This window comes from Streptomyces sp. NPDC007905, from assembly GCF_042959345.1.
Classification (GTDB): domain Bacteria; phylum Actinomycetota; class Actinomycetes; order Streptomycetales; family Streptomycetaceae; genus Streptomyces.
In genome coordinates this window covers 1-23,689 of sequence record NZ_JBIBKS010000012.1, presented here as the reverse complement: position 1 = coordinate 23,689, position 23,689 = coordinate 1, and the positions used below count along the sequence as shown (strand labels likewise).

The following is a 23,689-nucleotide window of genomic DNA, read 5'->3' as shown; positions in this document are numbered from 1 at the left end:
AACCGCCCGCGAAGCGCACTCCTTTCCCCGGATGGCGCCCCCGTTCCTCGGCGCAGCCCCTAGGCGGAACCGCAAAATCCGCACATGCTGCGCGCATGACAGCAAAACTGACGCAGCATCAGCTGACTAGACGTCACATCCTCGGTATGGCCGCTCTGCAGACAGCGGCCACCCTCGGCATCACCCGCGTCGGCCTCCAGTCGGCTCATGCGGCTGAGCCCGCGGCAGCCGAATCCGCCCCGGCCATCGTGGTCGGTTCGGGCTACGGCGGTGCCGTCGCCGCCCTCCGCCTCGGCCAGGCCGGCATCCGCACCCTCGTCCTGGAGATGGGCCGGCTCTGGAACACGGCAGCCGGTGACGGCAAGGTGTTCTGCTCCACCAGCGCCCCCGACCAGCGCTCCATGTGGTTCCGCACCCGTACGGAGGCCCCGCTGGCCACCTTCCTGTGGCTGGATCTCGTCAACAAGGACATCAGCGCCTACCCGGGAGTCCTGGACCGGGTGCACCACGACCACATGTCCGTGTACGTCGGCCGGGGTGTCGGCGGCGGCTCCCTCGTCAACGGCGGCATGGCGGTCACGCCCCTGAAGTCCTACTTCACCGAGCAGTTCCCGACCGTCGACCCCGACGAGATGTACGGCACCTACTTCCCGCGCGCCCGCTCCATGCTCGGCGTCAACACCGTCGACCCGGTCTGGTTCGAGTCCACGGACTGGTACCGGTTCACCCGCACCTCCCGGAAGGCCGCGGCCAACGCCGGGCTGAAGACCACCTTCGTGCCCAACGTCTACGACTTCGGCTACATGCAGCGGGAAGCCGCCGGTACGGCCACCAGGTCGGCGCTCGCCGGAGAGGTCATCTACGGCAACAACCACGGCAAGCGCAGCCTGGACAAGACGTACCTGGCCGCGGCCCTCGGCACCGGCAACGTCGCCATTCACACCCTGGAGAGGGTGAAGGCGGTCAGCAGGGCGAGCGACGGGTCGTACCTGCTGACCGCCGACCGCATCGACATCACCGGCGCGGTCGTGGAGACCAAGCAGTACAGCTGCACGTACCTCTTCCTCGGCGGCGGCAGCCTCGGCACCACCGAACTCCTCGTCCGCGCCCGGGACACCGGCACCCTGCCGGACCTGAACTCCGCCGTGGGCGCGGGCTGGGGCACCAACGGCAACACCATGCTCGCCCGCGCCAACCACGTCTGGGACACCGTCGGCGCCGACCAGGCGACCATGCCCGTCATGGGCGTCGACGACTGGGCCAACCCCGACAACCCGGTCTTCGCCGAAATAGCGCCACTGCCCATGGGGTTCGAGCACTGGATCAGCCTGTACCTGGCGATCACCAAGAACCCGGAGCGGGCGTCGTTCTCGTACGACTCCTCGTCCGGCGCGGTGAAACTCGGCTGGACCGCCGCCCAGAGCGCGGTGTCGGTCGGCATGGCCAAGAAGCTGTTCGACCGGATCAACCTGGCCAACGCCACGATCTACCGGTACGACCTCTTCGGGTCGGCCGGCAAGGTCTTCGCCGACGACTTCACCTACCATCCGCTGGGCGGCTGCGTCCTGGGCAAGGCGACCGACGACTACGGCCGGGTGAAGGGCTACTCCCGGCTCTACATCACCGACGGCTCGCTCGTGCCCGGCTCGATCGGTGTGAACCCCTTCGTCACCATCACCGCGCTCGCCGAACGCACGATGGCGCGGGTCCTCGCCGAGGACACCGCGCCATGACGCGCTTTCAGCAGGCCTACTGCTTCGCGTAGATCGCCTCGATCTCGTCCGCGTAGTCCTTCGCCACCACGTTCCGCTTGAGCTTCAGCGACGGAGTGAGGTGGCCCGACTCCTCCGTGAACTGGGAGGACAGAATGCGGAACTTCCGCACCGATTCCGCCTTCGACACCGCGGCGTTGCCGTCGTCGACCGCCGCCTGGATCGCCGCGCGCAGCTCCGGGTCCTCGCGCAGCGACGCCGCGGTGGAGCCCGCCGGCTTGCCGTGCTCGTCGGCCCAACGGCCCAGGAACTCCTCGTCGATGGTGACCAGCGCGCCCACGAACGGCCGCCCGTCGCCCACCACCATGCACTCCGCGACCAGCGCGTGCGCCCGGATCCGGTCCTCGATCACGGCCGGGGCCACGTTCTTGCCGCCCGCGGTGACGATGATCTCCTTCTTGCGGCCGGTGATCCTCAGATAGCCGTCCTCGTCGAGGGTGCCGATGTCACCGGTGTGGAACCAGCCGTCGGCCAGCGTCTCGGCCGTCGCGCCCGGGTTGTTCCAGTACTCCTTGAACAGGTGCTCGCCGTGCAGCAGCACCTCGCCGTCGTCCGCTATCCGGATCACCGAACCCGGCAGCGGCTGGCCGACCGTGCCGATCTTCTGCCGGTCCCAGGGGTTGAACGCGGTCGCCGCGCAGGACTCGGTCAGGCCGTAGCCCTCGAGCACGGTGAAGCCGATGCCCCGGAAGAAGTGCCCGAGCCGCTCGCCGAGCGGGGCGCCGCCGGAGATCGCGTACTCGCCCCGGCCGCCGAGGACCGCCCGCAGCTTGCTGTAGACCAGCGTGTCGAAGACCTTGTGCTTGATCTTCAGGCCCAGGGGCGGGCCCGACGGGGCGTCCAGCGCCTTGCTGTAGGCGATCGCGGTGTCCGCGGCCTTGTCGAAGATCGCGCCCTTGCCGTCCGCCTGGGCCTTCGCGCGCGCCGAGTTGTAGACCTTCTCGAAGACGCGCGGGACGCCGAGGACCAGCGTCGGCCGGAACGCGGCCAGCTCGTCGGTGAGGTGCTTGATGTCCGGAACGCAGCCCAGTTTGATCGGCGCCATCATCGGCGCGATCTGCACGAGGCGCCCGAAGACGTGCGCGAGCGGGAGGAAGAGCAGGACCGAGCACTCACCGGTGCGGAACAGCGGCCGCAGCCGCTCCACGATGTTGCCGCACTCGGCGAAGAAACTGCGGTGGGTGAGCACGCAACCCTTGGGGCGGCCGGTCGTGCCGCTCGTGTAGACGATGGTCGCCGGGTCGTCGGCCCTGGCGAGCGAGCTGCGCTCCTCCACGGTCGCGGCCGCGACGTCCTGACCGAGCCGCCCCAGTTCCTCCACGCCCCCGGCCTCGATCTGCCAGACGTGCTTCAGGGCGGGCAGCGCGTCGCGCACCGAGTCGACGGCGGCCGCGTGGGTGTCCAGCTCCACGACGCAGGCGGTCGCGCCGGAGTCGGACAGGATCCACTGCACCTGCTCCGGCGAGCTGGTCTCGTACACCGGCACCGTGACCGCGCCCGCGCTCCAGATCGCGAAGTCGAGGAGGGTCCACTCGTAGCGCGTCCTGGACATCAGGCCGACCCGGTCGCCCGGCTGCACGCCGGCGGCGATGAGGCCCTTGGCGGCGGTGTGCACCTCGGCCAGGAACTCTCCGGCCGTGACGTCCTGCCAGGCACCGTCCACCTTGCGGGCGATGACGGCGACGTCGGGATGCTGCGCGGCGTTTCTGCGGACGATGTCGGTCAGATTGCCGTCCGCAGGGACCTCGTACAAAGCCGGAAGGCTGAACTCGCGCAAGACTGCTGCTCCTCATAGGGCGCCGGCGCCACGACACTGTGTGATGCGACGGTGCGGTCCAAGGCTCGGGCAAGTGCTCGGGAATTCACATGTTGAAATCCAGAGCACGACTGGACTGCCCGGACGTTACCCGCCGGTATGGCTTCTACGACAGGGGGTTCCGGCGAGATGTTCGCTGCGTCACACGGGATGGCGTTCCTTCGCGCACAGTAGTCCACGGCTTGACCGACCGGCGAGTAACCGCAGGCCCGGCCGTCATTGTTCCCGCACATCCCGCACGCCTACGCTTGATCGCCATGGCACCCACACGCTCCGGTAACCGAAGGACGCGCGTCCATGTGGTCAGTGACGTGCACGGCAACGCCCGTGACCTGGCCCGGGCCGGCGAAGGTGCGGACGCCCTGATCTGTCTCGGCGACCTCGTCCTCTTCCTCGACTACGCCGACCACTCGCGCGGGATCTTCCCCGACCTGTTCGGCAAGGAGAACGCCGACCGCATCGTCGAGCTGCGCACCGCCCGTCGCTTCGAGGAGGCGCGCGCCTTCGGCGCCCGGCTGTGGGCCGGGATCGGCTCCGACCGGGCCGCCGCGATCGAGAACGCGGTGCGCAAGCAGTACGCCGAGCTGTTCGCCGCGTTCCCCACCCCTACGTACGCCACCTACGGCAACGTCGACATGCCTCCGCTGTGGAGCGAGTACGCCGGACCCGGCACCACGGTGCTGGACGGGGAGCGGGTCGAGATCGGCGGCTGGACCTTCGGCTTCGTCGGCGGCGGGCTGCGCACGCCGATGCGCACGCCCTACGAGATCAGCGACGAGGAGTACGCGGCGAAGATCGAGGCGGTCGGCGAGGTGGACGTGCTGTGCACCCACATCCCGCCGGAGGTGCCCGAGCTGGTGTACGACACCGTCGCCCGCCGCTTCGAGCGGGGCAGCCGTGCGCTGCTGGCCGCGATCCACCGCACCAGGCCGCGGTACTCCCTCTTCGGCCACGTCCACCAGCCGCTGGCCCGCCGGATGCGGATCGGCGCGACCGAGTGCGTGAACGTCGGCCACTTCGCCGGCACGGGCAGGCCCTGGGCACTCGAATGGTGAGAACCCGGGGACGGGGGAGACGGGGTGAAGGCGGCGGGTCGGTGGCGCGGTAGCCTTCACGCTGCACAGACGTGCGCACCCCGCGCACGAAGACCCTCTTCGGTCCGCATCTGGAGGAGCCACGGCGATGGCGGAACACACCAGTTCGAGCATCACGATCGAGGCGGCTCCGGCCGACGTCATGGCGGTGATCGCCGATTTCGCCCGCTACCCGGACTGGACCGGCGAGGTCAAGGAGGCGGAGGTCCTCGCGGCCGACGAGCGGGGCCGCGCCGAGCAGGTCAGGCTCGTCATGGACGCCGGCGCGATCAAGGACGACCAGACCCTCGCGTACACCTGGACCGGGGAGCGCGAGGTCTCCTGGACCCTGGTGAAGTCCCAGATGCTGCGTTCCCTCGACGGCTCCTACCTCCTGAAACCGGCCGGTGAGGGCGCCACCGAGGTCACCTACCAGCTCACCGTCGACGTCAAGATCCCCATGCTCGGCATGATCAAGCGCAAGGCGGAGAAGGTCATCATCGACCGCGCCCTGGCGGGCCTGAAGAAGCGGGTGGAGTCGGACCAGTAGTCCTCCCACCCACCCCTTCGGCAGCCCGAGAGGCCGGACAGCCGCGGCAACCCGACCGGCCGGCCGTGGGCGGGCGTTTCGCTCCTGGCGGCCGGTGGTCGCAGGGCTGCGGTAGGTACGCGCCGTGGCCCTGCCGTCCAGTTGGGGGCGGGCGGGTCGCTCCCGCTCGCCGGTGCTCCCAGGCTGCGGTTGTGTAGGCGCCTTGGACCTGCTGGTCGGAGAACGCGAGCAGTTGGCGTACCGCGCGCAGCACCGGGTAGGACAGCCGGGCGCCTCGTCGACCAGGGCCACACCGAGGTCGGCGGTCAGTCGGCCGTGGGCGGGCGTTTCGCTCCCGGCAGGCGGTGGTCGCACCGCTTGCGGTCGGGTAGGTGCCGTGGCCCTGTCGGCCGGCCCTGGGCGGGCGTTTCGCTCCCGGCGGCCGGTGGTCGCACCGCTGCGGTCGGGTACGTGCCTCGGCCCTGTCGGCCGGCGGCGGGCAGGCGTGCCGCCGGGGTGGCACGGGTGGGCGCGGACGGCAACCCGCCGGCGCCCCGGCTGCGCGACCCACCCCCGCCCAGCTGCCACGCAGGGGACACACAAACGCCGCCGCTCCCTGCGCTCCGTTACCGTTCACCCTCATGCGCACCATCCTGATCACGGGCCCGGGCGGCAGCGGTCGTACGACCATCGCTGCCGCCACAGCACAGCGCGCCGCGGGCGAAGGCACCCGCACGCTCCTGCTCAGCGCCGATCACACCGACACCCTGGGCGTGACCCTGGGCACCGGGACAGGACCGACCCCCACGGAAGCCGCCCCGCTCCTGACCGTGTGGAGGCCCGACGCCGTCGACCGCTTCCGGCAGGACCTCACCGCCTTCCAGGCCCGCGCCGCAGGCGTCCTGGACCTGCTCGGCGCCTCCCGCCTGGACGCCGAGGAAGTCACCCCGCTGCCCGGTGCCGAGGAGCTGTCCTTCCTGCGCGCCCTGAGGGACGCCGCCCTCTCCGAGCGCTACGACCTCCTCGTGGTGGACCTCCCGCCCCTCCCGCAGGCCCTCCCGCTGCTCGCCCTCCCCGAGGAGCTGCGCCGTTACCTGCGGCGCCTGCTCCCGCCCGAGCGGCAGGCGGCCCGCGCCCTGCGCCCGGTCCTCGGCCGGCTGGCCGGTGTGCCCATGCCCGCCGAGTGGCTGTACGAGACGGCGGCCCGCTGGGACGTGGAACTGGCCGCCGTGGAGGCGGTGCTCGCCGACCGCCACACCGCCGTGCGCCTGGTCGCCGAACCAGGTCCCGCCGGCGCCGACGCCCTGCGCACCGCCACCCTCGGCCTCGCCCTGCGCGGTCTGCGCACCGAGGCCCTGATCGCCAACCGCGTCCTGCCCGACACCGCCCCCGACACCTGGCTCGCGGGCCTCCTCGCACAGCAGCGCAAGACCCTCGCCGACTGGCAGGACACACAGCGTTCGTACGACGTCCACCCAGTCCCGCACCTCGGCCGCGATCCCCACGGCCCCGACGACCTCGTCGCCCTCGCCGTCCCCGGCGTCAACCCCGTGCCCGCCCCGGTCGAGTGGCCCGTCGTCGCCGACTTCCCCGACTCTCGCCTCCGCTCGAGCGGGGGGACCCCCACCGCCGAGGACAGGGTGCTGGTCTGGCACATTCCGCTGCCCGGCGCGATACGGGAGGACCTGGATCTGATCCGGCGCGGCGACGAACTCCTGATCAGCGCGGGCCCCTTCCGGCGGATCGTTCCGCTGCCCTCGGCCCTGCGCCGCTGCACCGTCGCCGGCGCCGGGCTGCGCGAGGGCGAGCTGCGCATCCGGTTCACGCCCGATCCCGACCTGTGGCCCGCCGGACGATGAACGGCGTACGCCCATTCGGGTAACGTCGTAAGGGCGAACCGTAGTCAGGAGTCCGCCATGAGCGAAGAGCGCCCCGCACCCGAACCCTCCGAGGAGGAGCAGAGGGCGACCGACGCCGACGCCTGGGCCGCGGCCTGCGCCGAGGACCTCGACGCCGAGAAGGCCCGCCGCCGCGCCGAGCACGGCCCGCCCCAGGGTTCCGCCGCCGAGGAACTGCGCAGGTTCGTCGACTCGGTGGCCGACAAGCTGTCCGGCCTCCAGTCCCCGCTCCTCGGCGCCGTCGCCGGGCCCGCCGCCCAGCAGGTGGTGCGCCAGGTCGTCCAGCAGGCCAAGGCCGCCGTCGAGCCCGTCATCGAGCGCAACCCGGAGGTCTTCGACCACCTCGCCGCGGCCGGCACCGAGCTGCTGGCCGCCTACCGCTCCGCCGTCCAGGCCCAGGAGCGCCGTTGGACCACCGGCGCGGCCGACCTGAAGGACGACTGGCCCGACCGTCCCGACCGGGGCGAGGGCACCGGTTCAGGGGAGCGCATCGACCTGGACTGAAGCCCTCCCACGGCAGGGCCTCGGGTACGGTTGGCCGTAGCGGGGCTCGACCGGAACTGAGGGATTCATGGGACTCACCATCGGCGTCGACATCGGCGGCACCAAGATCGCGGCCGGCGTGGTCGACGAGGACGGCAACATCCTCTCGACCTTCAAGGTGCCGACCCCCACCACGCCCGAGGCCATCGTGGACGCCATCGCCTCGGCGGTGGAGGGGGCGCGTGCGGGGCACGAGATCGTCGGCGTGGGTATCGGTGCGGCCGGCTACGTGAACCGGCAGCGCTCCACGGTGTACTTCGCGCCCAACATCGACTGGCGCCAGGAGCCGCTGAAGGAGAAGGTCGAGGCCCGCGTGGGCCTGCCGGTCGTGGTCGAGAACGACGCCAACGCCGCCGCCTGGGGCGAGTACAAGTTCGGCGCCGGCAAGGGCCACCGCAACGTCATCTGCATCACGCTCGGCACCGGCCTCGGCGGCGGCATCATCATCGGCAACAAGCTGCGCCGCGGCCACTTCGGCGTGGCCGCCGAGTTCGGCCACATCCGGATGGTCCCGGACGGCCTGCTGTGCGGCTGCGGCTCGCAGGGCTGCTGGGAGCAGTACGCCTCCGGCCGCGCCCTGGTCCGCTACGCCAAGCAGCGCGCCAACGCCACCCCCGAGCACGCCGCGATCCTGCTCGACCTGGGCGACGGCACCCCGGAGGGCATCGAGGGCAAGCACATCTCCATGGCCGCCCGCCAGGGCTGCCCGGTCGCCGTCGACTCCTACCGGGAGCTGGCCCGCTGGGCCGGCGCCGGCCTCGCCGACCTGGCGTCCCTCTTCGACCCCTCGGCCTTCATCGTCGGCGGGGGCCTCTCGGACGAGGGCGAGCTGGTCCTCGACCCGATCCGCAAGTCGTACAAGCGCTGGCTGGTCGGCGGAAACTGGCGCCCGGTCGCGGACGTGATCGCAGCCCAGCTCGGCAACGAGGCGGGCCTGGTGGGGGCGGCCGACCTGGCCCGCGAGCCCGACCCGATCATGTAAGAAACGTGCTCGGCACAAGGGGGGCGCGGGGAACTGCGCGACAAGCCATGAACCACCGGCGGTCGCACACGGGTCTCGCGCCCCTGGCCATGAGGCGCCCGCCACTGCCTCGCGGCGTACATTGACGGCATGGCAACCCCGCTGCTCCCCAACTCCTGTACAGAGCCCGACGGTTCAGCCCTCATCCGCGTCCTGAGCTACAACATCCGCTCGATGCGCGACGACACGGACGCCCTGGCCAGGGTGATCACCGCCTGCGCCCCCGACCTGGTCCTCGTCCAGGAAGCCCCCCGCTTCCTCCGCTGGCGCAAGAAGCTGGCCCGGCTCGCGGCAGCCGCCGGCCAGGTGATCCTCACCGGCGGAGCCACCGCCGCGGGCCCCGCGATCCTCTGCTCGCTCCGGGCCACCGTCGAGCGAACCGAGGACGTGCTCCTCCCGCTCACCCCGGGCCTGCACCGCCGCGGCTTCGCCACGGCCGTCGTCCGGTTCGGCGGCGCCCGCCTGGGCGTGCTCAGTTGCCATCTGAGCCTGCAGAAGGACGAGCGTTACGAGCAGGCCGGCATGCTGCTCGACCGGCTCGCCGGCCTGGGTGTGGAGCACGCCGTCGCGGGCGGCGACCTCAACGAACGCCCGGACGGCCGCACCTTCCGCAGGCTCGCCGCCGGTCTCCAGGACTGCCGGGCCACCGCCCCCTGGGGCGCCGAGTTCACCTCGACCCCCGCCGACCCCCACCAGCGCATCGACGCGATCTTCGCGACCAAGGGCGTCGACGTGCTCGGCTGCGGGGTGCCGATCGGGCACCCCGGCATCACGGACGCAGACTTGAGGGCGGCCACAGACCACCTTCCGGTCCTTGCCGCCCTCAGAATCCCCGCCGCGTAGGGCGTCGCTCAGACGACCGCCCCGCGCCCGGGGTCGTCGCCCTCGTCGTCGTCCGTGCGCATCCGCATCACCAGCGTGGCGAAGCCCCCGAGGAACCCGCCGATGCCGAGGGTCGTCAGCCACCACGTGACGTCCCAGCCCAGGACCACGGCGAGGAGCAGCAGGAGGGGCCCGCCGACCACCCCGAGCCAGGCGAACTTGGCGGCCGCGTCGGCGGCCGGCAGCGGTGGCGGCTCGGGCGGCACGAAGTGGCCCTCGTCGTCCTCGTCGAAGTCGTCCTCGGACGGGTCCGGGGCGGTGTGGTCGCGCGGGCCGACGCCCGGGGCGAACGAGATCGAGCTGCCCAGCGGCCGGGCGGGCCGCGGCTCCTCAAAGCCGTCGGCGCCCTCGTTCGGGGGCTCCTTCTCGAGCAGCGCGAGATCCTCGACCGGCTTGAAGGGCCGCGCCCCCGGCGGGTCCGGCGGCTCGTCGCCGTACCCCGCGACGATGGCCCGCCACACGGCGTCCTCGTCGAAGGGCACCCCCTTCTCGTCCGGCTCGCGGTCCTCGCGGTCGGAGTCGTGCTCAGCCAACTGCGGCCGTCCCTTCCTTGCCGACACTGGGTGCGAGCCGGCCCATGAAGGCGAGGCTCTCCTCGAAGATCCGGTCCGCATCGTGGTCCAACGTCGCCACGTGGTAACTCTGTTCCAGCACGATCTCCGTTACGTCCAGGGAGGACACCCGGCTCAGCACCCGCGCCGAGTCGGCCGCCGGGACCACATGGTCCTGGGCGCTGCGCAGCAGCAGCAACGGCTGGGTGACCTGGGGCAGCTCGCCGTCCAGCCGGCGCAGGAACACCCGCAGGGAGTGCGCCGCGTGCAGCGGCACCTTGTCGTACCCCAGCTCCGCCGCCCCGCCCCTGGCCACGTCGCTGGCGATGCCCTGTGTCGTCCGCACGAGGTGCCGGGCCACCGGAAGGACGTATGCCGACAGGCCGTGCACCCGGTTCGCCGGGTTGACCACGACCACCCCGGCGACCCGCTCGCCGTGTCCGGCCGCCAGCCGCAGCGCCAGCGCCCCGCCCATCGACAGCCCCCCGACGAACACCCGGGTACAGCGCTCGGAGAGCAGGCGCAGCTCGCGGTCCACCTCCGCGTACCAGTCCTGCCAGCCCGTGACCTGCATGTCCTCCCAGCGGGTGCCGTGCCCGGGCAGCAGTGGCAGCGACACGGTCAGTCCGTGCGCCGCGTGGTGCTCCGCCCACGGGCGCAGCGACTGGGGCGAGCCGGTGAAGCCGTGGCAGAGGAGGACACCCACCTCCCCGCCCTCGTGGCGGTACGGCTCGGCTCCGGGAAGAACCGGCACGTTTCGGGCTCCTGTTCCTGAGAGAGGCGTGAAGAACTGGCGGATGTGCTTCACCGTACGCGACCGCACTGACACCGACCAGGGTCGTCGGTCCCATTGGCGGCACTCCGGGTTAAGGTCTGATCGACGGATACGGGAGGCACGCGGGTGTTGTACGGCACGATGAAGGTCGCCATCGGAGGGCCGCTGAAGGTCGCCTTCAGACCCTGGGTGGAGGGCCTGGAGAACATTCCGGCCGAGGGTCCCGCCATCCTGGCGAGCAATCACCTGTCCTTCTCGGACTCGTTCTTCCTGCCCGCGGTCCTGGACCGCAAGGTCACCTTCATCGCGAAGGCCGAGTACTTCACCACCCCCGGCGTCAAGGGCCGGCTCACGGCTGCCTTCTTCAAGGGCGTCGGACAGCTGCCGGTGGACCGCTCCGGGGCGCGCGGTGCCGGCGAGGCGGCGATCAAGAGCGGCATAGACGTGCTGGAGCGCGGCGAGCTGTTCGGCATCTACCCGGAGGGCACCCGTTCGCCCGACGGGCGTCTGTACCGGGGCAAGCCCGGCGGCCTCGCGCGGGTGGCACTCGCCACCGGCGCACCGGTCGTCCCGGTCGCGATGATCGACACCGAGAAGATCCAGCCGCCGGGCAAGGTGATGCCCAAGCTGATGCGTCCGGGCATCCGCATCGGCAAGCCGCTGGACTTCAGCCGCTACCTCGGCATGGAGCACGACCGGTTCGTGCTGCGCGCGGTGACCGACGAGGTCATGTACGAGATCATGAAGCTCTCCGGCCAGGAGTACGTCGACATGTACGCGACCGCCGCCAAGCGGCAGATCGCTGAGGCGGCCAAGGCGGCCAGGGAAGCGGAGAAGGCCGCCAAGGAGGCGGAGAAGACGGCCGAGGCCTAGCCGGCGGCCGGGGGGATCGGGGGAGGCGGCCATGGTCAAGCGCGAGCGCGTCATGCGCATGTCGGTCGAGCTGCCGCTGTGGCGTGCGCTCGCCGGCTACCGGGTGCTGACGATGCTGTACGCCATCGGCCTGTGCGCCACCGCGTACGACCACTTCCTGCGCCCCTGGGTCGCCGTCGCCTACTACGCGGTCCTGGTCGTGTGGACCCTGGCCACGCTGCCCAAGGTGGCGAACGCGGTGAGCTGCACCAAGCGCTTCCTCGCCGCCGACCTGACCGTCGCGCTCACCGGCATCCTGCTCACCCCGCTCGCCGACAACCACGAGCGGATCGCGGGCGGCGGCCCGACCCTGCCGTCGATATGGACCGCCGGCTCGGTGCTGGCCTTCGCCCTCAAGGGCGGCTGGCGCTGGGCCGCCGTGGCCTCCACGGCCGTGGCCGCCGTCAACCTGGTCGAGCGCGGCAGCCCGGCCCGGGACACCGTGCACAACGTGATCCTGGTCTGGGTTGCCTCCATCGCCATCGGCTACGTCGTGGAGGTCGCCCGCGCCTCCGAACGCACCCTCGCCCGCGCCCTGGAGATCGAGGCCGCGACCAGGGAACGGGAGCGGCTGGCCCGGGACATCCACGACAGCGTGCTCCAGGTGCTCGCGATGGTGCAGCGGCGTGGCGCGGTCATCGGCGGCGAGGCGGCCGACCTGGGGCGCCTGGCGGGGGAGCAGGAGGTGGCGCTGCGCACGCTGGTCTCCGGCGGGCTGCTGCCGCTCTCCCGGGTCTCGGAGGACGCGGCCGCCGGAGCCGTCGTACGTGCCGTCGAGGAACCGGACGACGACGGCCCGGTCGACCTGCGCGCCCTGCTCGCCCCCTTCGCCGGCGCCCGGGTCAGCCTCGCCGAACCGGGCGCCCCGGTGCCGCTGCCGCCCAGGGCGGCGCGGGAGCTGGCAGCGGCCGTCGGGGCCGCTTTGGACAACGTGCGCGAGCACGCCGGCCGGGACGCCCGGGCCTGGATCCTGGTCGAGGACGAGCCCGACGAGATCGTCGTCACCGTCCGGGACGACGGCCCCGGCATCCCCGAGGGCCGGCTCGCCCAGGCCGAGGGCGAGGGCCGGCTCGGCGTGGCCCAGTCGATCCGGGGCCGGCTGCGCGACCTCGGCGGCGGCGCCGAGCTGATCTCCGTCCCCGGGCAGGGCGCGGAAGTCGAGTTGAAGGTACCGAAGGGCGCCGCACGGGCGCGGGGGAAGGCGGAGCGGCGATGACACGGCAGCAGGACCCGATCAGGGTCATGGTGGTCGACGACCATCCCATGTGGCGGGACGCGGTCGCCCGGGATCTGACCGAGTCCGGCTTGGAGGTGGTCGCCACCGCCGGGGACGGCGAACAGGCGGTCCGCCGGGCCAAGGCGGCCGCCCCCGACGTTCTGGTTCTGGACCTGAACCTGCCCGCCAAGCCCGGTGTCCAGGTGTGCAGGGAACTGGTCGCCCACAACCCCGCCCTGCGGGTCCTCGTCCTCTCGGCGAGCGGCGAGCACGCCGACGTCCTGGAGGCCGTGAAGTCCGGTGCCACCGGCTATCTGCTGAAGTCCGCCTCGACCGAGGACCTCCTGGACGCGGTGCGCCGTACCGCCGCCGGCGACCCGGTGTTCACGCCGGGCCTCGCCGGACTGGTCCTGGGCGAGTACCGGCGCCTGGCCTCCGAGCCCGCGCCCGCCCCGGACGCCGACGAGCCGGGGGCGCCCCGGCTGACCGAGCGGGAGACGGAGGTGCTGCGCCTGGTGGCCAAGGGCCTGAGCTACAAGCAGATCGCCGAACGCCTCGTCATCTCCCACCGCACGGTGCAGAACCACGTGCAGAACACCCTTGGCAAGCTGCAGCTGCACAACAGGGTGGAGCTGGTGCGGTACGCGATAGAGCGCGGACTCGACGACGCGTAGAACCGACTGGTCAAGCGGCCTCCCGGTAATTCACCGGAATCACCCTTCCCGCCTCTCGCTGTGTGACGCGAATCACCATTACCGTGACTCAGCGTCAGGCAACCGCGGCGAAGGGACATTTCCATGCGGGTCGGAGTACTGACCGGAGGCGGCGACTGCCCCGGACTCAACGCCGTCATCCGGGCCATCGTCCGCAAGGGCGTACAGGAGTACGGATACGACTTCGTCGGCTTCCGGGACGGCTGGCGCGGACCTCTCGAAGGCGACACCGTCCGCCTCGACATCCCCGCGGTGCGCGGCATCCTGCCCCGCGGCGGCACCGTCCTCGGCTCCTCGCGGACCAACCCCCTCAAGCTGGAGGGCGGCATTCGCAGGATCAAGGACAACCTGGCCAAGCAGGAGGTCGAGGCACTCGTCGCGATCGGCGGTGAGGACACCCTCGGTGTCGCCGCGCGGCTGTCCGACGAGTACGGCGTGCCCTGCGTCGGCGTACCGAAGACCATCGACAACGACCTGTCCGCCACCGACTACACCTTCGGCTTCGACACCGCGGTGGGCATCGCCACCGAGGCCATCGACCGCCTGCACACCACCGCCGAGTCCCACATGCGGGTCCTGGTCTGCGAGGTGATGGGCCGTCATGCCGGCTGGATCGCCCTCCACTCCGGCCTGGCCGGCGGCGCCAACGTCATCCTCATCCCCGAACAGCGCTTCGACCTCGACCAGGTGTGCGCCTGGATCACCTCCCGCTTCAAGGCCTCGTACGCCCCGATCGTCGTCGTCGCCGAGGGCGCCATGCCGAAGGACGGCGAGATGGTCCTCAAGGACGGGACGCTGGACTCCTTCGGGCATGTGCGGCTGTCCGGGGTCGGCGAGTGGCTGGCCAAGGAGATCGAGAAGCGCACCGGCAAGGAGGCCCGCACCACCGTCCTCGGGCACATCCAGCGCGGCGGCACCCCCAGCGCCTTCGACCGCTGGCTCGCCACCCGCTTCGGCCTGCACGCCATCGACTGCGTCCGCGACGGCGACTTCGGCAAGATGGTCGCCCTGCGCGGCACCGACATCGTCCGCGTCCCGATCTCCGAGGCCACGGCCAAGCTGAAGACGGTCGATCCGAAGCTGTACGAGGAGGTCGGGGTGTTCTTCGGCTGACAGCCCCTCGGGGCCGAAGCAGGGGCCTGGGACCGCGGTCCGCAGGCCCCTTCCGTCACCTCGACCTGCTGGCCCCGCGCAGCCGACCGATCAGCTCCCGCACGACCGAGGCCCCGTTCAGGGTGAGAACCGACTCGGGGTGGAACTGCACACCGGCGAACCCGGGCCCCCGTACGGCATGCACCTCCCCGTTCCCGGCCCGGCTCACCTCCACCCCGTGCGCGGCCAGCTCCCGGGCAGCCTCCTCGTCGCAGCAGGCCACGAAGCTGTTGTAGAACCCGACGGTCTCCGGCCGCCCGAACAGGTCGATCGTGGTCTGCGCCCCCTGGTACGGAACTTCCTTCCGTACGATCTCCAGCCCCAGCTCGGCCGCGATCAGCTCGTGGCCGAGGCAGACCCCGAGCACACCGTGGGAGTGCTCCCGGACCAGCGTGGCGGCGAGCGCCCGCAGGATCCGCATCTTCGGGTCGGCCGCGTCGGACGGGTCACCGGGGCCGGGGCCGAGCACGACAGGCCCCTCGTGCGCGAGCACGGCCTCCCGCAGCCCCGGCTCGTCGTACCGCCGGACGGTCACCTCCAGGCCGCCCGAGCGCAGCACGTGCGCCAGCATCGCCGTGAAGGTGTCCTCACCGTCGACGACGAGCGCGTGACCGTCGAGGGCCGCGGACCGCTCCTGCATCCGCAGCCAGAACGGCGCCAGCGACGAGCGGCGCCCGTCCAGCGCGGCCCGCACCCGGGGGTCGTCGGCCAGCCGGGGCCGCTCCCGCTCCTCGCGTGGCCGGGACGGCCGCACCCCGAGGGCCGCCAGCACGCCCGCCGCCTTCGCGTGGGTCTCCGCCACCTCGGCCGCCGGGTCCGAGCCGCGCACGAGCGTCGCGCCGACCGGGACGCGCAGCCTGCCGCCCGCGGAGATGTCGGCGGTACGGATCAGGATGGGGGAGTCGAGGGTCGGCGCACCCCCGCAGTCCCGCCCCAGCAGCGCCAGCGCACCGGCGTAGTACCCGCGGCCCCCGACCTCATGGCGCTCGATCACCCGGCACGCGTTCTGCACCGGCGACCCGGTGACCGTCGCCGCGAACATGGTCTCCCTGAGGACCTCCCGCACATCCAGGGAGGACTTCCCGCGCAGCTCGTACTCGGTGTGCGCGAGGTGCGCCATCTCCTTCAGACGCGGGCCGACGACCACCCCGCCCATGTCGCCGACGGTGCACATCATCTTCAGTTCCTCGTCGACGACCATGGACAGCTCCTCGACCTCCTTGCCGTCGGCGAGGAAGTCCAGCAGATGCTCGGGGGTCGGCCCCTGGGCGGGATAGCGGTACGTCCCGCTGATCGGGTTCATGACGACGGTCCCGCCGGACATCCGGACGTGCACCTCCGGACTGGCGCCCACCAGCGTCCGGTCCCCGGTGTGCATCACGAACGTCCAGTACGCGCCGCGCTCGCCCTCCAGCAGCCGCCGGAAGAGCGCCAGCGCGTCGGCCCGGCCGAAGCCCGGGATCGCGCCCTCGTACGTCCGCCGGATCACGAAGTTGGCGCCCTCGCCCCGGCCGATCTCCTCGCGCAGCACCCGCCCGACGATCTCGCCGTACTCCTCGTCACCGACGTCGAAGCGGCCGCCCTCGACCCGCACCTCGTGCCCGGGCAGTGACCGCAGGGCCTCGTCCAGTGGGATCTCGTACGACTCCTCGGGCGTCAGCACCAGCAGCGGGGTGCCGTCGTCGCGGACGTCGAAGCCGCGCTCGCGGATCTGCCGGAACGGGACGAGCGCGAGGCCCTCGCCGGGCAGGTCGGCGAGGCGCTCACACGAGGTGACCGGGCCGAGCAGCACCTCCACCGTGTGCTCGTCGCGGCCCGGCGTGCGGCGGCGGAGCAGGGCGAAGGGGCGGGGGTCGTGCAAGAGGTCCTGGAGATTCACGGGTCATCCTTCTCAGTGGAGAGGAACGACCCCGGAAAACACCGAAGGCCGCCCCTCGGGCGGCCTTCGCGCAGTCTTGTGTACGCGCAGTCAGTGGGCCGCCGGATGAGCGGTCCACCACCAGTTCTGAGAGCAGCTCTGGATCGAAGGCGCGAACATGCGGGAAATCCTACCGCACGGCCGTGGTGTCCATGAGGCGAGCACTCCGTCTCACCAGTCGAGCCGGAGGAAAATATGGCGACACGACCCCGTAATGTTTACGAGGTGACCGTGAACGCTAAGACCAGCCCGAGCGCTGGCAACACCTGGCGAGACCTGCCCGCGGCGCAGCAGCCCGAGTACCCCGACGCCGAGGCTCTGCGCGCAGCGATCGCGGACCTCGAGTCGTATCCGCCGCTCGTCTTCGCGGGCGAGTGCGACCAGCTGCGCGCCCGGATGGCGGCCGTCGCCAAGGGAGAGGCGTTCCTCCTCCAGGGTGGCGACTGCGCCGAGGCATTCGACGGGGTGTCCGCCGACCAGATCCGCAACAAGCTCAAGACGCTGCTCCAGATGGGCGCCGTGCTGACCTACGCGGCCTCGGTGCCCGTGGTCAAGGTGGGCCGGATCGCCGGCCAGTACTCCAAGCCGCGCTCCAAGCCGACCGAGACCCGCGACGGCGTCACCCTGCCCGTCTACCGGGGCGACTCCGTCAACGGCTTCGACTTCACCGAGGCCAGCCGGATCCCGGATCCCGAGCGGCTCAAGCGGATGTACCACGCGTCCGCCTCCACGCTGAACCTGGTGCGCGCCTTCACCACCGGCGGCTACGCCGACCTGCGCCAGGTGCACGCCTGGAACCAGGACTTCGTGAAGTCGTCCCCGTCCGGCCAGCGCTACGAGCAGCTCGCCCGCGAGATCGACAACGCGCTGAACTTCATGCACGCCTGCGGGGCCGACCCGGAGGAGTTCAAGACGGTCGAGTTCTACTCCTCGCACGAGGCGCTGCTGCTCGACTACGAGTCGGCGCTGACCAGGGTCGACTCGCGGACCGGCCGGCTCTACGACGTCTCGGCGCACATGGTGTGGATCGGTGAGCGCACCCGCCAGCTGGACGGCGCGCACATCGAGTTCGCCTCGAAGATCCGCAACCCGATCGGCATCAAGCTCGGCCCGAGCACGACGGCCGAGGAGGCTCTCACCTACATCGACCGCCTCGACCCGGACCGCGAGCCGGGCCGGTTGACCTTCATCGTGCGCATGGGCGCCGACAAGATCCGGGACAGGCTTCCGGAGCTGGTCGAGAAGGTCATCGCATCCGGGGCGACGGTGGCCTGGGTGACGGACCCGATGCACGGCAACACCTTTGAGGCGGCCTCCGGGCACAAGACGCGTCGTTTCGACGACGTGCTGGACGAGGTCAAGGGCTTCTTCGAGGTCCACAAGGCCCTCGGCACCCACCCGGGCGGCATCCACGTCGAGCTGACCGGTGACGACGTCACCGAGTGCGTGGGCGGCGGTGACGAGATCTTCGTCGACGATCTGCACCAGCGGTACGAGACGGCCTGTGACCCCCGTCTGAACCGCAGCCAGTCCCTGGACCTGGCGTTCCTCGTCGCGGAGATGTACCGGGACCAGTGACCGATCTGGGGCGCGGATCACACCGGATCCGCGCCCCTCCCACTGTCGCGGCTCCCGCAGGGTGGGTAAGGTTAGGTTTGCCTCACCGGGAAAAACGGGATGGCAGTAAGAGAGCGATTCCCGTCGGGAGGTGAACGGCGTGTACGTCTGCAGCTGCTTCGGCATCACCGAGGCGCAGGTCCGGCAGCACGCGGACAACGGTGCCTGCACCCCCCGCCAGGTGGCCTCCGCCTGCAAGGCGGGCACGGACTGCGGCTCGTGCGTCCGTCGCATCCAGGCCATCCTCGGCCGCGGTGCCTGCCCGAGCCGCGAACCGGCCGACCAGGGCAGGTCGGTCCTGTCGGAGATCCCGCGCACGTCGGAAACCCCCCGGACGCCGGGGATCGCGGAAGCCGCCTAGCTGTCCGGCTGCTCGATCAGCTGGGCGATGTAGAGCGCCTCGCCGAGCTTGTCCACCAGCTCCAGCTGGGTGTCGAGGTAGTCGATGTGGTGCTCCTCGTCGGCGAGGATGGCCTCGAAGATGTTCGCGGACGTGATGTCGCCCTTCTCGCGCATCACCTTGACGCCCCGCCTGAGCCGGTCGATCGCCTCCACCTCGATCTGCCGGTCCGCCTCGAACATCTCCCTGACGGTCTGCCCCACCCGCACATGGAACAGCCGCTGGTAATTGGGCAGCCCCTCCAGGAACAGGATCCGGTCGGTGAGCACCTCGGCGTGCTTCATCTCGTCGAACGACTCGTGCCGCGTGTACTTGGCGAGCTTCGTCCAGCCGAAGTTCTCCTGCATCTTCGCGTGCAGGAAGTACTGGTTGATCGCGGTCAGCTCGCCGGTGAGCTGTTCGTTGAGAAACTCGATGACCTCGGGGTCGCCCTGCATCGCAGAGGCTCCTTCCACACGGAGGGGACGGGTGGGGCGTGCGGCGGCATGATTGCACCGGGGGCGGAGATGTTCCAGTAAGTGCGTACTTAGTAAGTACACGCTGACTTGATGATATTTGTCCGATTCGCGAATGGGTGGTCAAGGGCACTGCCCGAGGTCTGTCAGGATGGAGACATGGGTCATCCGGCGGAGCGCGAATCTGGGACAGCGGCAGGGTCCGAGCTTCCGCCGGGGCAGCGACTCCAGCGTGGCTGGCCGCTCACGCACTACGGGCCCGTACCGAAGTTCCGGCCCGAGCGCTGGGAGTTCCGGGTCTTCGGCGCGACCGCCGGCGGTGACAAGCACACCTGGAACCACGAGGACTTCACGGCCCTGCCGTACACCACCGTGGTGGCCGATCTGCACTGCGTGACGAAGTTCAGCATGACCGGCGCGGAGTGGGGCGGCATCCCGGCCCGCACGATCCTGGACCTGGCCCCGCCGTCGCCGGACGTCACCCATGTGATGGTGTGGGCGGAGTACGGATTCAGCTCGAACCTGCGGCTGTCGGACTTCGCCTCCGACCGCACGATCTTCGCCACCCACAAGGACGGCGAACTCCTCACCGCCGAGCACGGCTTCCCGGTCCGCCTGGTCGTCCCCCACCTGTATGCCTGGAAGGGCCCCAAGTGGGTGCGGGGCGTGGAGTACATGACCGCCGATCGCCGGGGCTTCTGGGAGGAGCGCGGCTACCACAACATCGGCGACCCCTGGAAGGAGCAGCGTTACTCCTACCAGGAGGAGCCCGGGGACGGCCCCGAGCTCTGACTCCCGCTCACGGCCGGCGGCTCAGCCGTCCCGCAGCTTCTTCAGCCGCTCCACGTCCGCCGCGTGTCCCTCCTTGCCGCCCGGCGTCTCGATGACGAGCGGTACACCCGCCGTCGCGGGGTGGCTCATCAGGGCGCGGAAAGGGTCCTCGCCGATGTGACCTGCGCCGATGTTCTCGTGCCGGTCCTTGTGCGCGCCCACGACGTCCTTGGAGTCGTTGGCGTGGATCAGCTTCAGCCGGCCCTCGCCGACGGTGTCCACCAGCAGATCGAGGGTCTGGTGCATGCCGCTCGGGCCGGTCAGGTCGTGCCCGGCGGCGAAGATGTGGCACGTGTCCAGGCAGACACCCAGCTTCGGATGGGCGTCCAGTGCCTCGAAGTACGGTCCGAAGTCCCAGGTGCGCGCGCACAGGGAGGCGCCCTGCCCGGCGGTCGACTCCAGCAGCAGGAACGGGTCGTCGTCGTGGGTCAGCTCGTCCAGCAGCGGCAGCAAGTGTGCGCGCACCTGCTTCAGCGCCACCTCCCGCGCCCGCCCGCCGGTCGCGCTGCCGGTGTGCACGACGACACCGAGCGCGCCGATCTCACGTCCGCGCCGCAGCGAGTGCCTGAGCGAGTCCACCGACCGTTCCACGGTGGCCTCGGTGTGCGAGCCGAAGTTGATCAGGTAGGGGGCGTGCACATACGCCGGGATCGACTCCGCGGCGCACGCCTCGCGGAACGCCTCGTCCTGCCGCGGGTTCCCGGCCGGCGTGGCCCACCCGCGCGGGTTGGCGACGAAGACCTGCACGGTCTCGGCCTGCAGATCACGGGCGTACGACAGCCCCACCGTGTGCAGACCGCCGGCCACGGGGACGTGACCGCCGACGGGGTTGCGGGCGGGACCGGCGGGCAGGGAGGCGGAGCGGGAGTGCTGACGTGTCACCCGGTCAGGGTGTCATGCCCGGCGGGGGTACCCGTCACCGGTCCGCGAGGACACTTCGTCACCGGATGGTGATGGTGATCGTCGACCCCTTGGGTGCCCTCTCGCCGGCGTCCACGGACTGCTTCCGCACGGTGTCGCCGAAGATCCCGAGCAGCCCACGGTCCTCATCGACCTGGAAGCCGGCGGCCTCCAGCTGCTTCCTCGCGTCGGCGACGCTCGAGCCGACCACGTCCGGCACCTCGATCATCTCCGGGCCCTTGGACAGCGTCAGCGTCACCGTGTCGCCCTCGGCGGCCCGGTTGCCGGCCGCGGGGGTCTGCCGGGCCACCTGACCCTTGTCGTACTCGGAGTTGACCTGCTGCGTGGAGACGGTCACCTTCAGGCCCGCCCCCTCCAGGTCCTGCCTGGCGCTGTCCAGGTCCTCCCCGGTGACGTCCGGCACGTCGATCGGACTGCCCTTGCTGACCAGGAGCGCGATCGCCGAGCCGGCGTGCCGCTTGATGCCTGCCTCCGGGTCGGTGCTGATCACCGCGCCCCTGGCGACGCCATCGCTGAACGCCCGGTTGACCATGCCCGGCTCGAGCCCGGCCGCCCTCAGCCGCGACTGCGCCGTGCCCAGCGGGACGCCCTGCAGGTCCGGCACCTTCACGACCTCGGGGCCCCGGGAGATCACGAGCGTCACGGAGTCGTTGCTGCGGATGCGGGCCCCGGCCGCCGGGTCGGTGCTGATGACCGTGCCGCTCTTCACCGTGTCGTTGTACTCCCGCCTGACCTGCTTGACGTCGAGGCCGGACGCCTTCAGCCGCGCCCGCGCCTGCGTCTCGGTCTTGGCCAGCAGCGGCGGGACCTTGGTGAACTGTCCGGAGTTGATGTACCAGACCCCGGCCCCCACGCCGAGGACCACCAGGACGACGGCGATCAGGGTGACGAGTCCGCGCCGGGGCCGCGCCGGCCGCCGCCGGGGCGGCAGGGGCGCGCTCTCCAGCCGGCTGGTGTGCCGGACGGCCGCCGCGGCCTCGTCCTCCTCGTTGACGGGCAGCGGCCGGGGTACGGTCAGCGAGCGGGGGATCACGCTCGTGCGGTCCTGGGCGTTGTCGTGCTCCGCGGACAGCGCCTGCGGCGGTACGGCGTCCAGCTGCTCGGCGCTGAGACCGGCACGCGCCTGCAGCACCTGCCCGAGCAGCGCCGCCGCGTCGTGCGGCCGCACGTCCGGGGTGCGCGCGGTGGCCGAGGCGACCAGCTCGTCCAGCTCGTACGGCAGCCCCGGTACGAGCGCCGAGGGCGGCGGCACGTCCTCGTGGATGTGCTTGTAGAGCACCTGCGCGGGGGAGTCCCCGGCGTGCGGCCTGCCGCCGGTCAGCATCTCGTACAGGACGACACCGCACGCGTACACGTCGACGCGCGGGTCGGCGCTGCCCTGCTCGATCTGTTCGGGCGCGAGATACGACACGGTCCCGAGCACGGCACCCGTCGTGCTGGTCACGGTGTCCACGGACCGCACCAGCCCGAAGTCGGCGACCTTGACCCGGCCGTCGTCGCCTATCAGCACGTTCTCGGGCTTCATGTCCCGGTGCACGAACCCGGCCCGGTGGGCGGCGCCGAGCGCGGCCAGCACGGGCTCCAGGATGTCCAGCGCGGCCCGCGGCTGCAGCGCGCCCCGCTCGCGCAGCACGTCCCGCAGGGTGCACCCCGCGACGTACTCCATCGCCAGGTACACGTACGACCCGTCGGTGCCCTGGTCGAAGACCTGCACCACGTTGGGGTGGGCGAGCCGGGCGACCGACTTGGCCTCCCGGATGAACCGCTCCACGAACGACCCGTCGGCCGCCAGCGTCGGGTGCATCACCTTGAGCGCGAGGACCCGGTCCAGGCGGGTGTCCACGGCCCGGTAGACCGTGGCCATCCCACCGACCGCGATCCGCGCGTCGACGCGATACCGGCCGTCGAGCACCTGCCCGACGAGAGGGTCCTGAAGGGTCGTATCCACGCAGGCGAGTGTACGAGGGGAGACCGACACTCCCGCCCACTCGGCCGTTCCGGTGACGAATGCAGCAGAGCTGTGACTCTTGCGCCGCCGCCGTGACCGGCGCGCGACCAGGGCTTGTCCGGCGGATCATGCCGGAAATCGCGGGGCATGGCACGCCTGTCTGCGGCGTTGTCGTCGGCTCCCGATCCTCCCGCGCTCGGCTGCGCTCGCGCCGGGGGTCCACCATCGCATCGGCGCCCTCCTCCGCCCTGCGGCTGGACGCACCGTGCCCCGCTCACCCGTACCGACAAGACGCCGTCGCCCGGAGCCGGCCGGATCCGCCGGACGGACCCTAGACGAGTCTTTCCGAATACGGTCAGTGGTCATAGGCGGTCAGTGATCGGCTGACCGCCTGCCCGGTCTGGAAGTTGTGCCAGATCGCGGCGGCCAGCGCGAGCATGCGCTGGGCGACGCGCACAGAGACGCCTTCGATAGTGCGTCCGCCGTGTTGTTCCAGGTCGAGCTGGCCCTTGAGGGTGTCGTTGACCGACTCGATGAGCTGGCGGACCTTCTTCAGCATCGGCTCGCCCGGCCGCAGCACCTCTCGTTTCCGGGAGGGCCGCAGCAGCGTAATGCCCTGTTCGGACAGTGACCGCTCGAACGGCTTGGACGCGAACCCCTTGTCGGTGATCAACAACAGCCCCAGCCGTTCACGGACCAGCCCGGCATCCACTTCCAGCATCGCGGCGAGCACCTCCCGTTCGCCG

At 71.3% G+C, this 23,689-nt stretch carries 23 protein-coding genes; 14 read left to right on the top strand and 9 right to left on the bottom strand.

Features of this window, described 5'->3' with window-relative positions; genetic code table 11:
• Positions 1 to 95: 95 nt before the first annotated feature.
• Positions 96 to 1,733, top strand: a complete 1,638-nt coding sequence (locus ACFZDC_RS21795; protein ID WP_391326140.1) for a GMC oxidoreductase — start codon at positions 96 to 98, stop codon at positions 1,731 to 1,733.
• Between the two features lie 16 nt (positions 1,734 to 1,749).
• On the opposite strand, the gene ACFZDC_RS21790 is transcribed toward ACFZDC_RS21795, so the two are convergent.
• A complete protein-coding gene (locus tag ACFZDC_RS21790; RefSeq protein ID WP_391326138.1) occupies positions 1,750 to 3,549 on the bottom strand; it encodes an AMP-binding protein in 1,800 nt (599 codons plus the stop codon).
• A 296-nt stretch (positions 3,550 to 3,845) separates the two neighbouring features.
• Between ACFZDC_RS21790 and ACFZDC_RS21785 the strand changes: the two genes are divergently transcribed.
• The 6 genes from ACFZDC_RS21785 (at position 3,846) to ACFZDC_RS21760 (ending at position 9,495) form a co-directional block, all read left to right on the top strand.
• A complete protein-coding gene (locus tag ACFZDC_RS21785) occupies positions 3,846 to 4,643 on the top strand; it encodes a metallophosphoesterase (RefSeq protein WP_391326136.1) in 798 nt (265 codons plus the stop codon).
• Between the two features lie 127 nt (positions 4,644 to 4,770).
• Positions 4,771 to 5,211, top strand: a complete 441-nt coding sequence (locus tag ACFZDC_RS21780) for an SRPBCC family protein (protein ID WP_391326134.1) — start codon at positions 4,771 to 4,773, stop codon at positions 5,209 to 5,211.
• A 620-nt stretch (positions 5,212 to 5,831) separates the two neighbouring features.
• Positions 5,832 to 7,049 carry an ArsA-related P-loop ATPase gene (locus tag ACFZDC_RS21775; protein WP_391326132.1) on the top strand — a complete coding sequence of 406 codons (1,218 nt, stop codon included), beginning with the start codon at positions 5,832 to 5,834 and terminating at the stop codon, positions 7,047 to 7,049.
• A gap of 57 nt (positions 7,050 to 7,106) precedes the next feature.
• Positions 7,107 to 7,592, top strand: coding sequence for a DUF5304 family protein (locus ACFZDC_RS21770; protein ID WP_391326130.1), 486 nt, complete (start codon positions 7,107 to 7,109; stop codon positions 7,590 to 7,592).
• A gap of 67 nt (positions 7,593 to 7,659) precedes the next feature.
• Positions 7,660 to 8,613 (top strand): ROK family glucokinase, encoded by a 954-nt coding sequence (locus tag ACFZDC_RS21765; RefSeq protein ID WP_391326128.1) that lies wholly within the window; start codon positions 7,660 to 7,662, stop codon positions 8,611 to 8,613.
• Between the two features lie 129 nt (positions 8,614 to 8,742).
• Positions 8,743 to 9,495: an endonuclease/exonuclease/phosphatase family protein gene (locus ACFZDC_RS21760; RefSeq protein ID WP_391326126.1), complete on the top strand. Its 753-nt coding sequence runs from the start codon at positions 8,743 to 8,745 to the stop codon at positions 9,493 to 9,495.
• 8 nt (positions 9,496 to 9,503) lie between these two features.
• Here ACFZDC_RS21760 and ACFZDC_RS21755 read toward each other — a convergent pair whose 3' ends face one another.
• Positions 9,504 to 10,067, bottom strand: a complete 564-nt coding sequence (locus tag ACFZDC_RS21755) for a hypothetical protein (RefSeq protein ID WP_391326124.1) — start codon at positions 10,065 to 10,067, stop codon at positions 9,504 to 9,506.
• Positions 10,060 to 10,839, bottom strand: coding sequence for an alpha/beta fold hydrolase (locus ACFZDC_RS21750; protein ID WP_391326122.1), 780 nt, complete (start codon positions 10,837 to 10,839; stop codon positions 10,060 to 10,062). The genes ACFZDC_RS21755 and ACFZDC_RS21750 overlap by 8 nt, the downstream gene beginning before the upstream one ends.
• Positions 10,840 to 11,001: 162 nt before the next feature.
• Here ACFZDC_RS21750 and ACFZDC_RS21745 point away from each other — a divergent pair, with 162 nt between their 5' ends.
• The 4 genes from ACFZDC_RS21745 to ACFZDC_RS21730 all read left to right on the top strand — a co-directional run bounded on the left by ACFZDC_RS21745 (position 11,002) and on the right by ACFZDC_RS21730 (position 14,814).
• A complete protein-coding gene (locus ACFZDC_RS21745) occupies positions 11,002 to 11,733 on the top strand; it encodes a 1-acyl-sn-glycerol-3-phosphate acyltransferase (protein WP_391326536.1) in 732 nt (243 codons plus the stop codon).
• Positions 11,734 to 11,764: 31 nt separating this feature from the next.
• A complete protein-coding gene (gene macS / locus ACFZDC_RS21740; RefSeq protein ID WP_391326121.1) occupies positions 11,765 to 12,988 on the top strand; it encodes a MacS family sensor histidine kinase in 1,224 nt (407 codons plus the stop codon).
• Positions 12,985 to 13,662 carry a response regulator gene (locus tag ACFZDC_RS21735; RefSeq protein WP_391326119.1) on the top strand — a complete coding sequence of 226 codons (678 nt, stop codon included), beginning with the start codon at positions 12,985 to 12,987 and terminating at the stop codon, positions 13,660 to 13,662. The genes macS and ACFZDC_RS21735 overlap by 4 nt, the downstream gene beginning before the upstream one ends.
• Before the next feature lie 123 nt (positions 13,663 to 13,785).
• Positions 13,786 to 14,814: an ATP-dependent 6-phosphofructokinase gene (locus ACFZDC_RS21730; protein WP_391326117.1), complete on the top strand. Its 1,029-nt coding sequence runs from the start codon at positions 13,786 to 13,788 to the stop codon at positions 14,812 to 14,814.
• 55 nt (positions 14,815 to 14,869) lie between these two features.
• Here the strand turns inward: ACFZDC_RS21730 and ACFZDC_RS21725 are convergent, their stop codons facing one another.
• Entirely contained in the window at positions 14,870 to 16,732 is a 1,863-nt protein-coding gene (locus tag ACFZDC_RS21725) for a chorismate-binding protein (protein WP_391326115.1), read from the bottom strand.
• A gap of 90 nt (positions 16,733 to 16,822) precedes the next feature.
• Positions 16,823 to 16,891 carry a trp operon leader peptide gene (locus ACFZDC_RS21720; protein ID WP_391326534.1) on the bottom strand — a complete coding sequence of 23 codons (69 nt, stop codon included), beginning with the start codon at positions 16,889 to 16,891 and terminating at the stop codon, positions 16,823 to 16,825.
• Between the two features lie 105 nt (positions 16,892 to 16,996).
• On the opposite strand from ACFZDC_RS21720, the gene ACFZDC_RS21715 reads away from it, so the two are divergent.
• Together ACFZDC_RS21715 and ACFZDC_RS21710 are read left to right on the top strand one after the other, a co-directional pair.
• The gene (locus ACFZDC_RS21715; protein WP_391326113.1) at positions 16,997 to 18,349 is read left to right on the top strand and encodes a class II 3-deoxy-7-phosphoheptulonate synthase; all 1,353 of its coding nucleotides are present in this window, start codon (positions 16,997 to 16,999) and stop codon (positions 18,347 to 18,349) included.
• Between the two features lie 139 nt (positions 18,350 to 18,488).
• The gene (locus ACFZDC_RS21710; protein WP_391326111.1) at positions 18,489 to 18,749 is read left to right on the top strand and encodes a (2Fe-2S)-binding protein; all 261 of its coding nucleotides are present in this window, start codon (positions 18,489 to 18,491) and stop codon (positions 18,747 to 18,749) included.
• On the opposite strand, the gene bfr is transcribed toward ACFZDC_RS21710, so the two are convergent.
• The gene (bfr, locus tag ACFZDC_RS21705; RefSeq protein WP_391326110.1) at positions 18,746 to 19,225 is read right to left on the bottom strand and encodes a bacterioferritin; all 480 of its coding nucleotides are present in this window, start codon (positions 19,223 to 19,225) and stop codon (positions 18,746 to 18,748) included. The two genes, ACFZDC_RS21710 and bfr, sit on opposite strands and share 4 nt — an antisense overlap.
• Positions 19,226 to 19,402: 177 nt before the next feature.
• Between bfr and ACFZDC_RS21700 the strand changes: the two genes are divergently transcribed.
• Entirely contained in the window at positions 19,403 to 20,035 is a 633-nt protein-coding gene (locus ACFZDC_RS21700; protein ID WP_391326108.1) for a molybdopterin-dependent oxidoreductase, read from the top strand.
• Positions 20,036 to 20,056: 21 nt separating this feature from the next.
• On the opposite strand, the gene ACFZDC_RS21695 is transcribed toward ACFZDC_RS21700, so the two are convergent.
• The 3 genes from ACFZDC_RS21695 to ACFZDC_RS21685 all read right to left on the bottom strand — a co-directional run.
• A complete protein-coding gene (locus tag ACFZDC_RS21695; protein WP_391326107.1) occupies positions 20,057 to 20,956 on the bottom strand; it encodes a deoxyribonuclease IV in 900 nt (299 codons plus the stop codon).
• Positions 20,957 to 21,014: 58 nt separating this feature from the next.
• Complete coding sequence (gene pknB, locus ACFZDC_RS21690; protein WP_391326105.1) at positions 21,015 to 22,943, bottom strand: Stk1 family PASTA domain-containing Ser/Thr kinase; 1,929 nt, start codon at positions 22,941 to 22,943, stop codon at positions 21,015 to 21,017.
• A gap of 355 nt (positions 22,944 to 23,298) precedes the next feature.
• Positions 23,299 to 23,689: transposase (locus ACFZDC_RS21685; RefSeq protein ID WP_391326103.1), on the bottom strand; the 391-nt coding region annotated here is incomplete at its 5' end.

Excerpts from the sequence above, each read along its gene's own strand:
- ACFZDC_RS21795 (WP_391326140.1), top strand. The coding sequence starts at position 96 with ATGACAGCAAAACTGACGCAGCATCAGCTGACTAGACGTCACATCCTC.
- ACFZDC_RS21730 (WP_391326117.1), top strand. The coding sequence starts at position 13,786 with ATGCGGGTCGGAGTACTGACCGGAGGCGGCGACTGCCCCGGACTCAAC.
- ACFZDC_RS21760 (WP_391326126.1), top strand. The coding sequence starts at position 8,743 with ATGGCAACCCCGCTGCTCCCCAACTCCTGTACAGAGCCCGACGGTTCA.
- ACFZDC_RS21700 (WP_391326108.1), top strand. The coding sequence starts at position 19,403 with ATGGGTCATCCGGCGGAGCGCGAATCTGGGACAGCGGCAGGGTCCGAG.
- ACFZDC_RS21770 (WP_391326130.1), top strand. The coding sequence starts at position 7,107 with ATGAGCGAAGAGCGCCCCGCACCCGAACCCTCCGAGGAGGAGCAGAGG.
- ACFZDC_RS21780 (WP_391326134.1), top strand. The coding sequence starts at position 4,771 with ATGGCGGAACACACCAGTTCGAGCATCACGATCGAGGCGGCTCCGGCC.
- bfr (WP_391326110.1), bottom strand. The coding sequence starts at position 19,225 with ATGCAGGGCGACCCCGAGGTCATCGAGTTTCTCAACGAACAGCTCACC.
- macS (WP_391326121.1), top strand. The coding sequence starts at position 11,765 with ATGGTCAAGCGCGAGCGCGTCATGCGCATGTCGGTCGAGCTGCCGCTG.
- ACFZDC_RS21785 (WP_391326136.1), top strand. The coding sequence starts at position 3,846 with ATGGCACCCACACGCTCCGGTAACCGAAGGACGCGCGTCCATGTGGTC.
- ACFZDC_RS21735 (WP_391326119.1), top strand. The coding sequence starts at position 12,985 with ATGACACGGCAGCAGGACCCGATCAGGGTCATGGTGGTCGACGACCAT.
- ACFZDC_RS21745 (WP_391326536.1), top strand. The coding sequence starts at position 11,002 with ATGAAGGTCGCCATCGGAGGGCCGCTGAAGGTCGCCTTCAGACCCTGG.
- ACFZDC_RS21775 (WP_391326132.1), top strand. The coding sequence starts at position 5,832 with ATGCGCACCATCCTGATCACGGGCCCGGGCGGCAGCGGTCGTACGACC.
- ACFZDC_RS21765 (WP_391326128.1), top strand. The coding sequence starts at position 7,660 with ATGGGACTCACCATCGGCGTCGACATCGGCGGCACCAAGATCGCGGCC.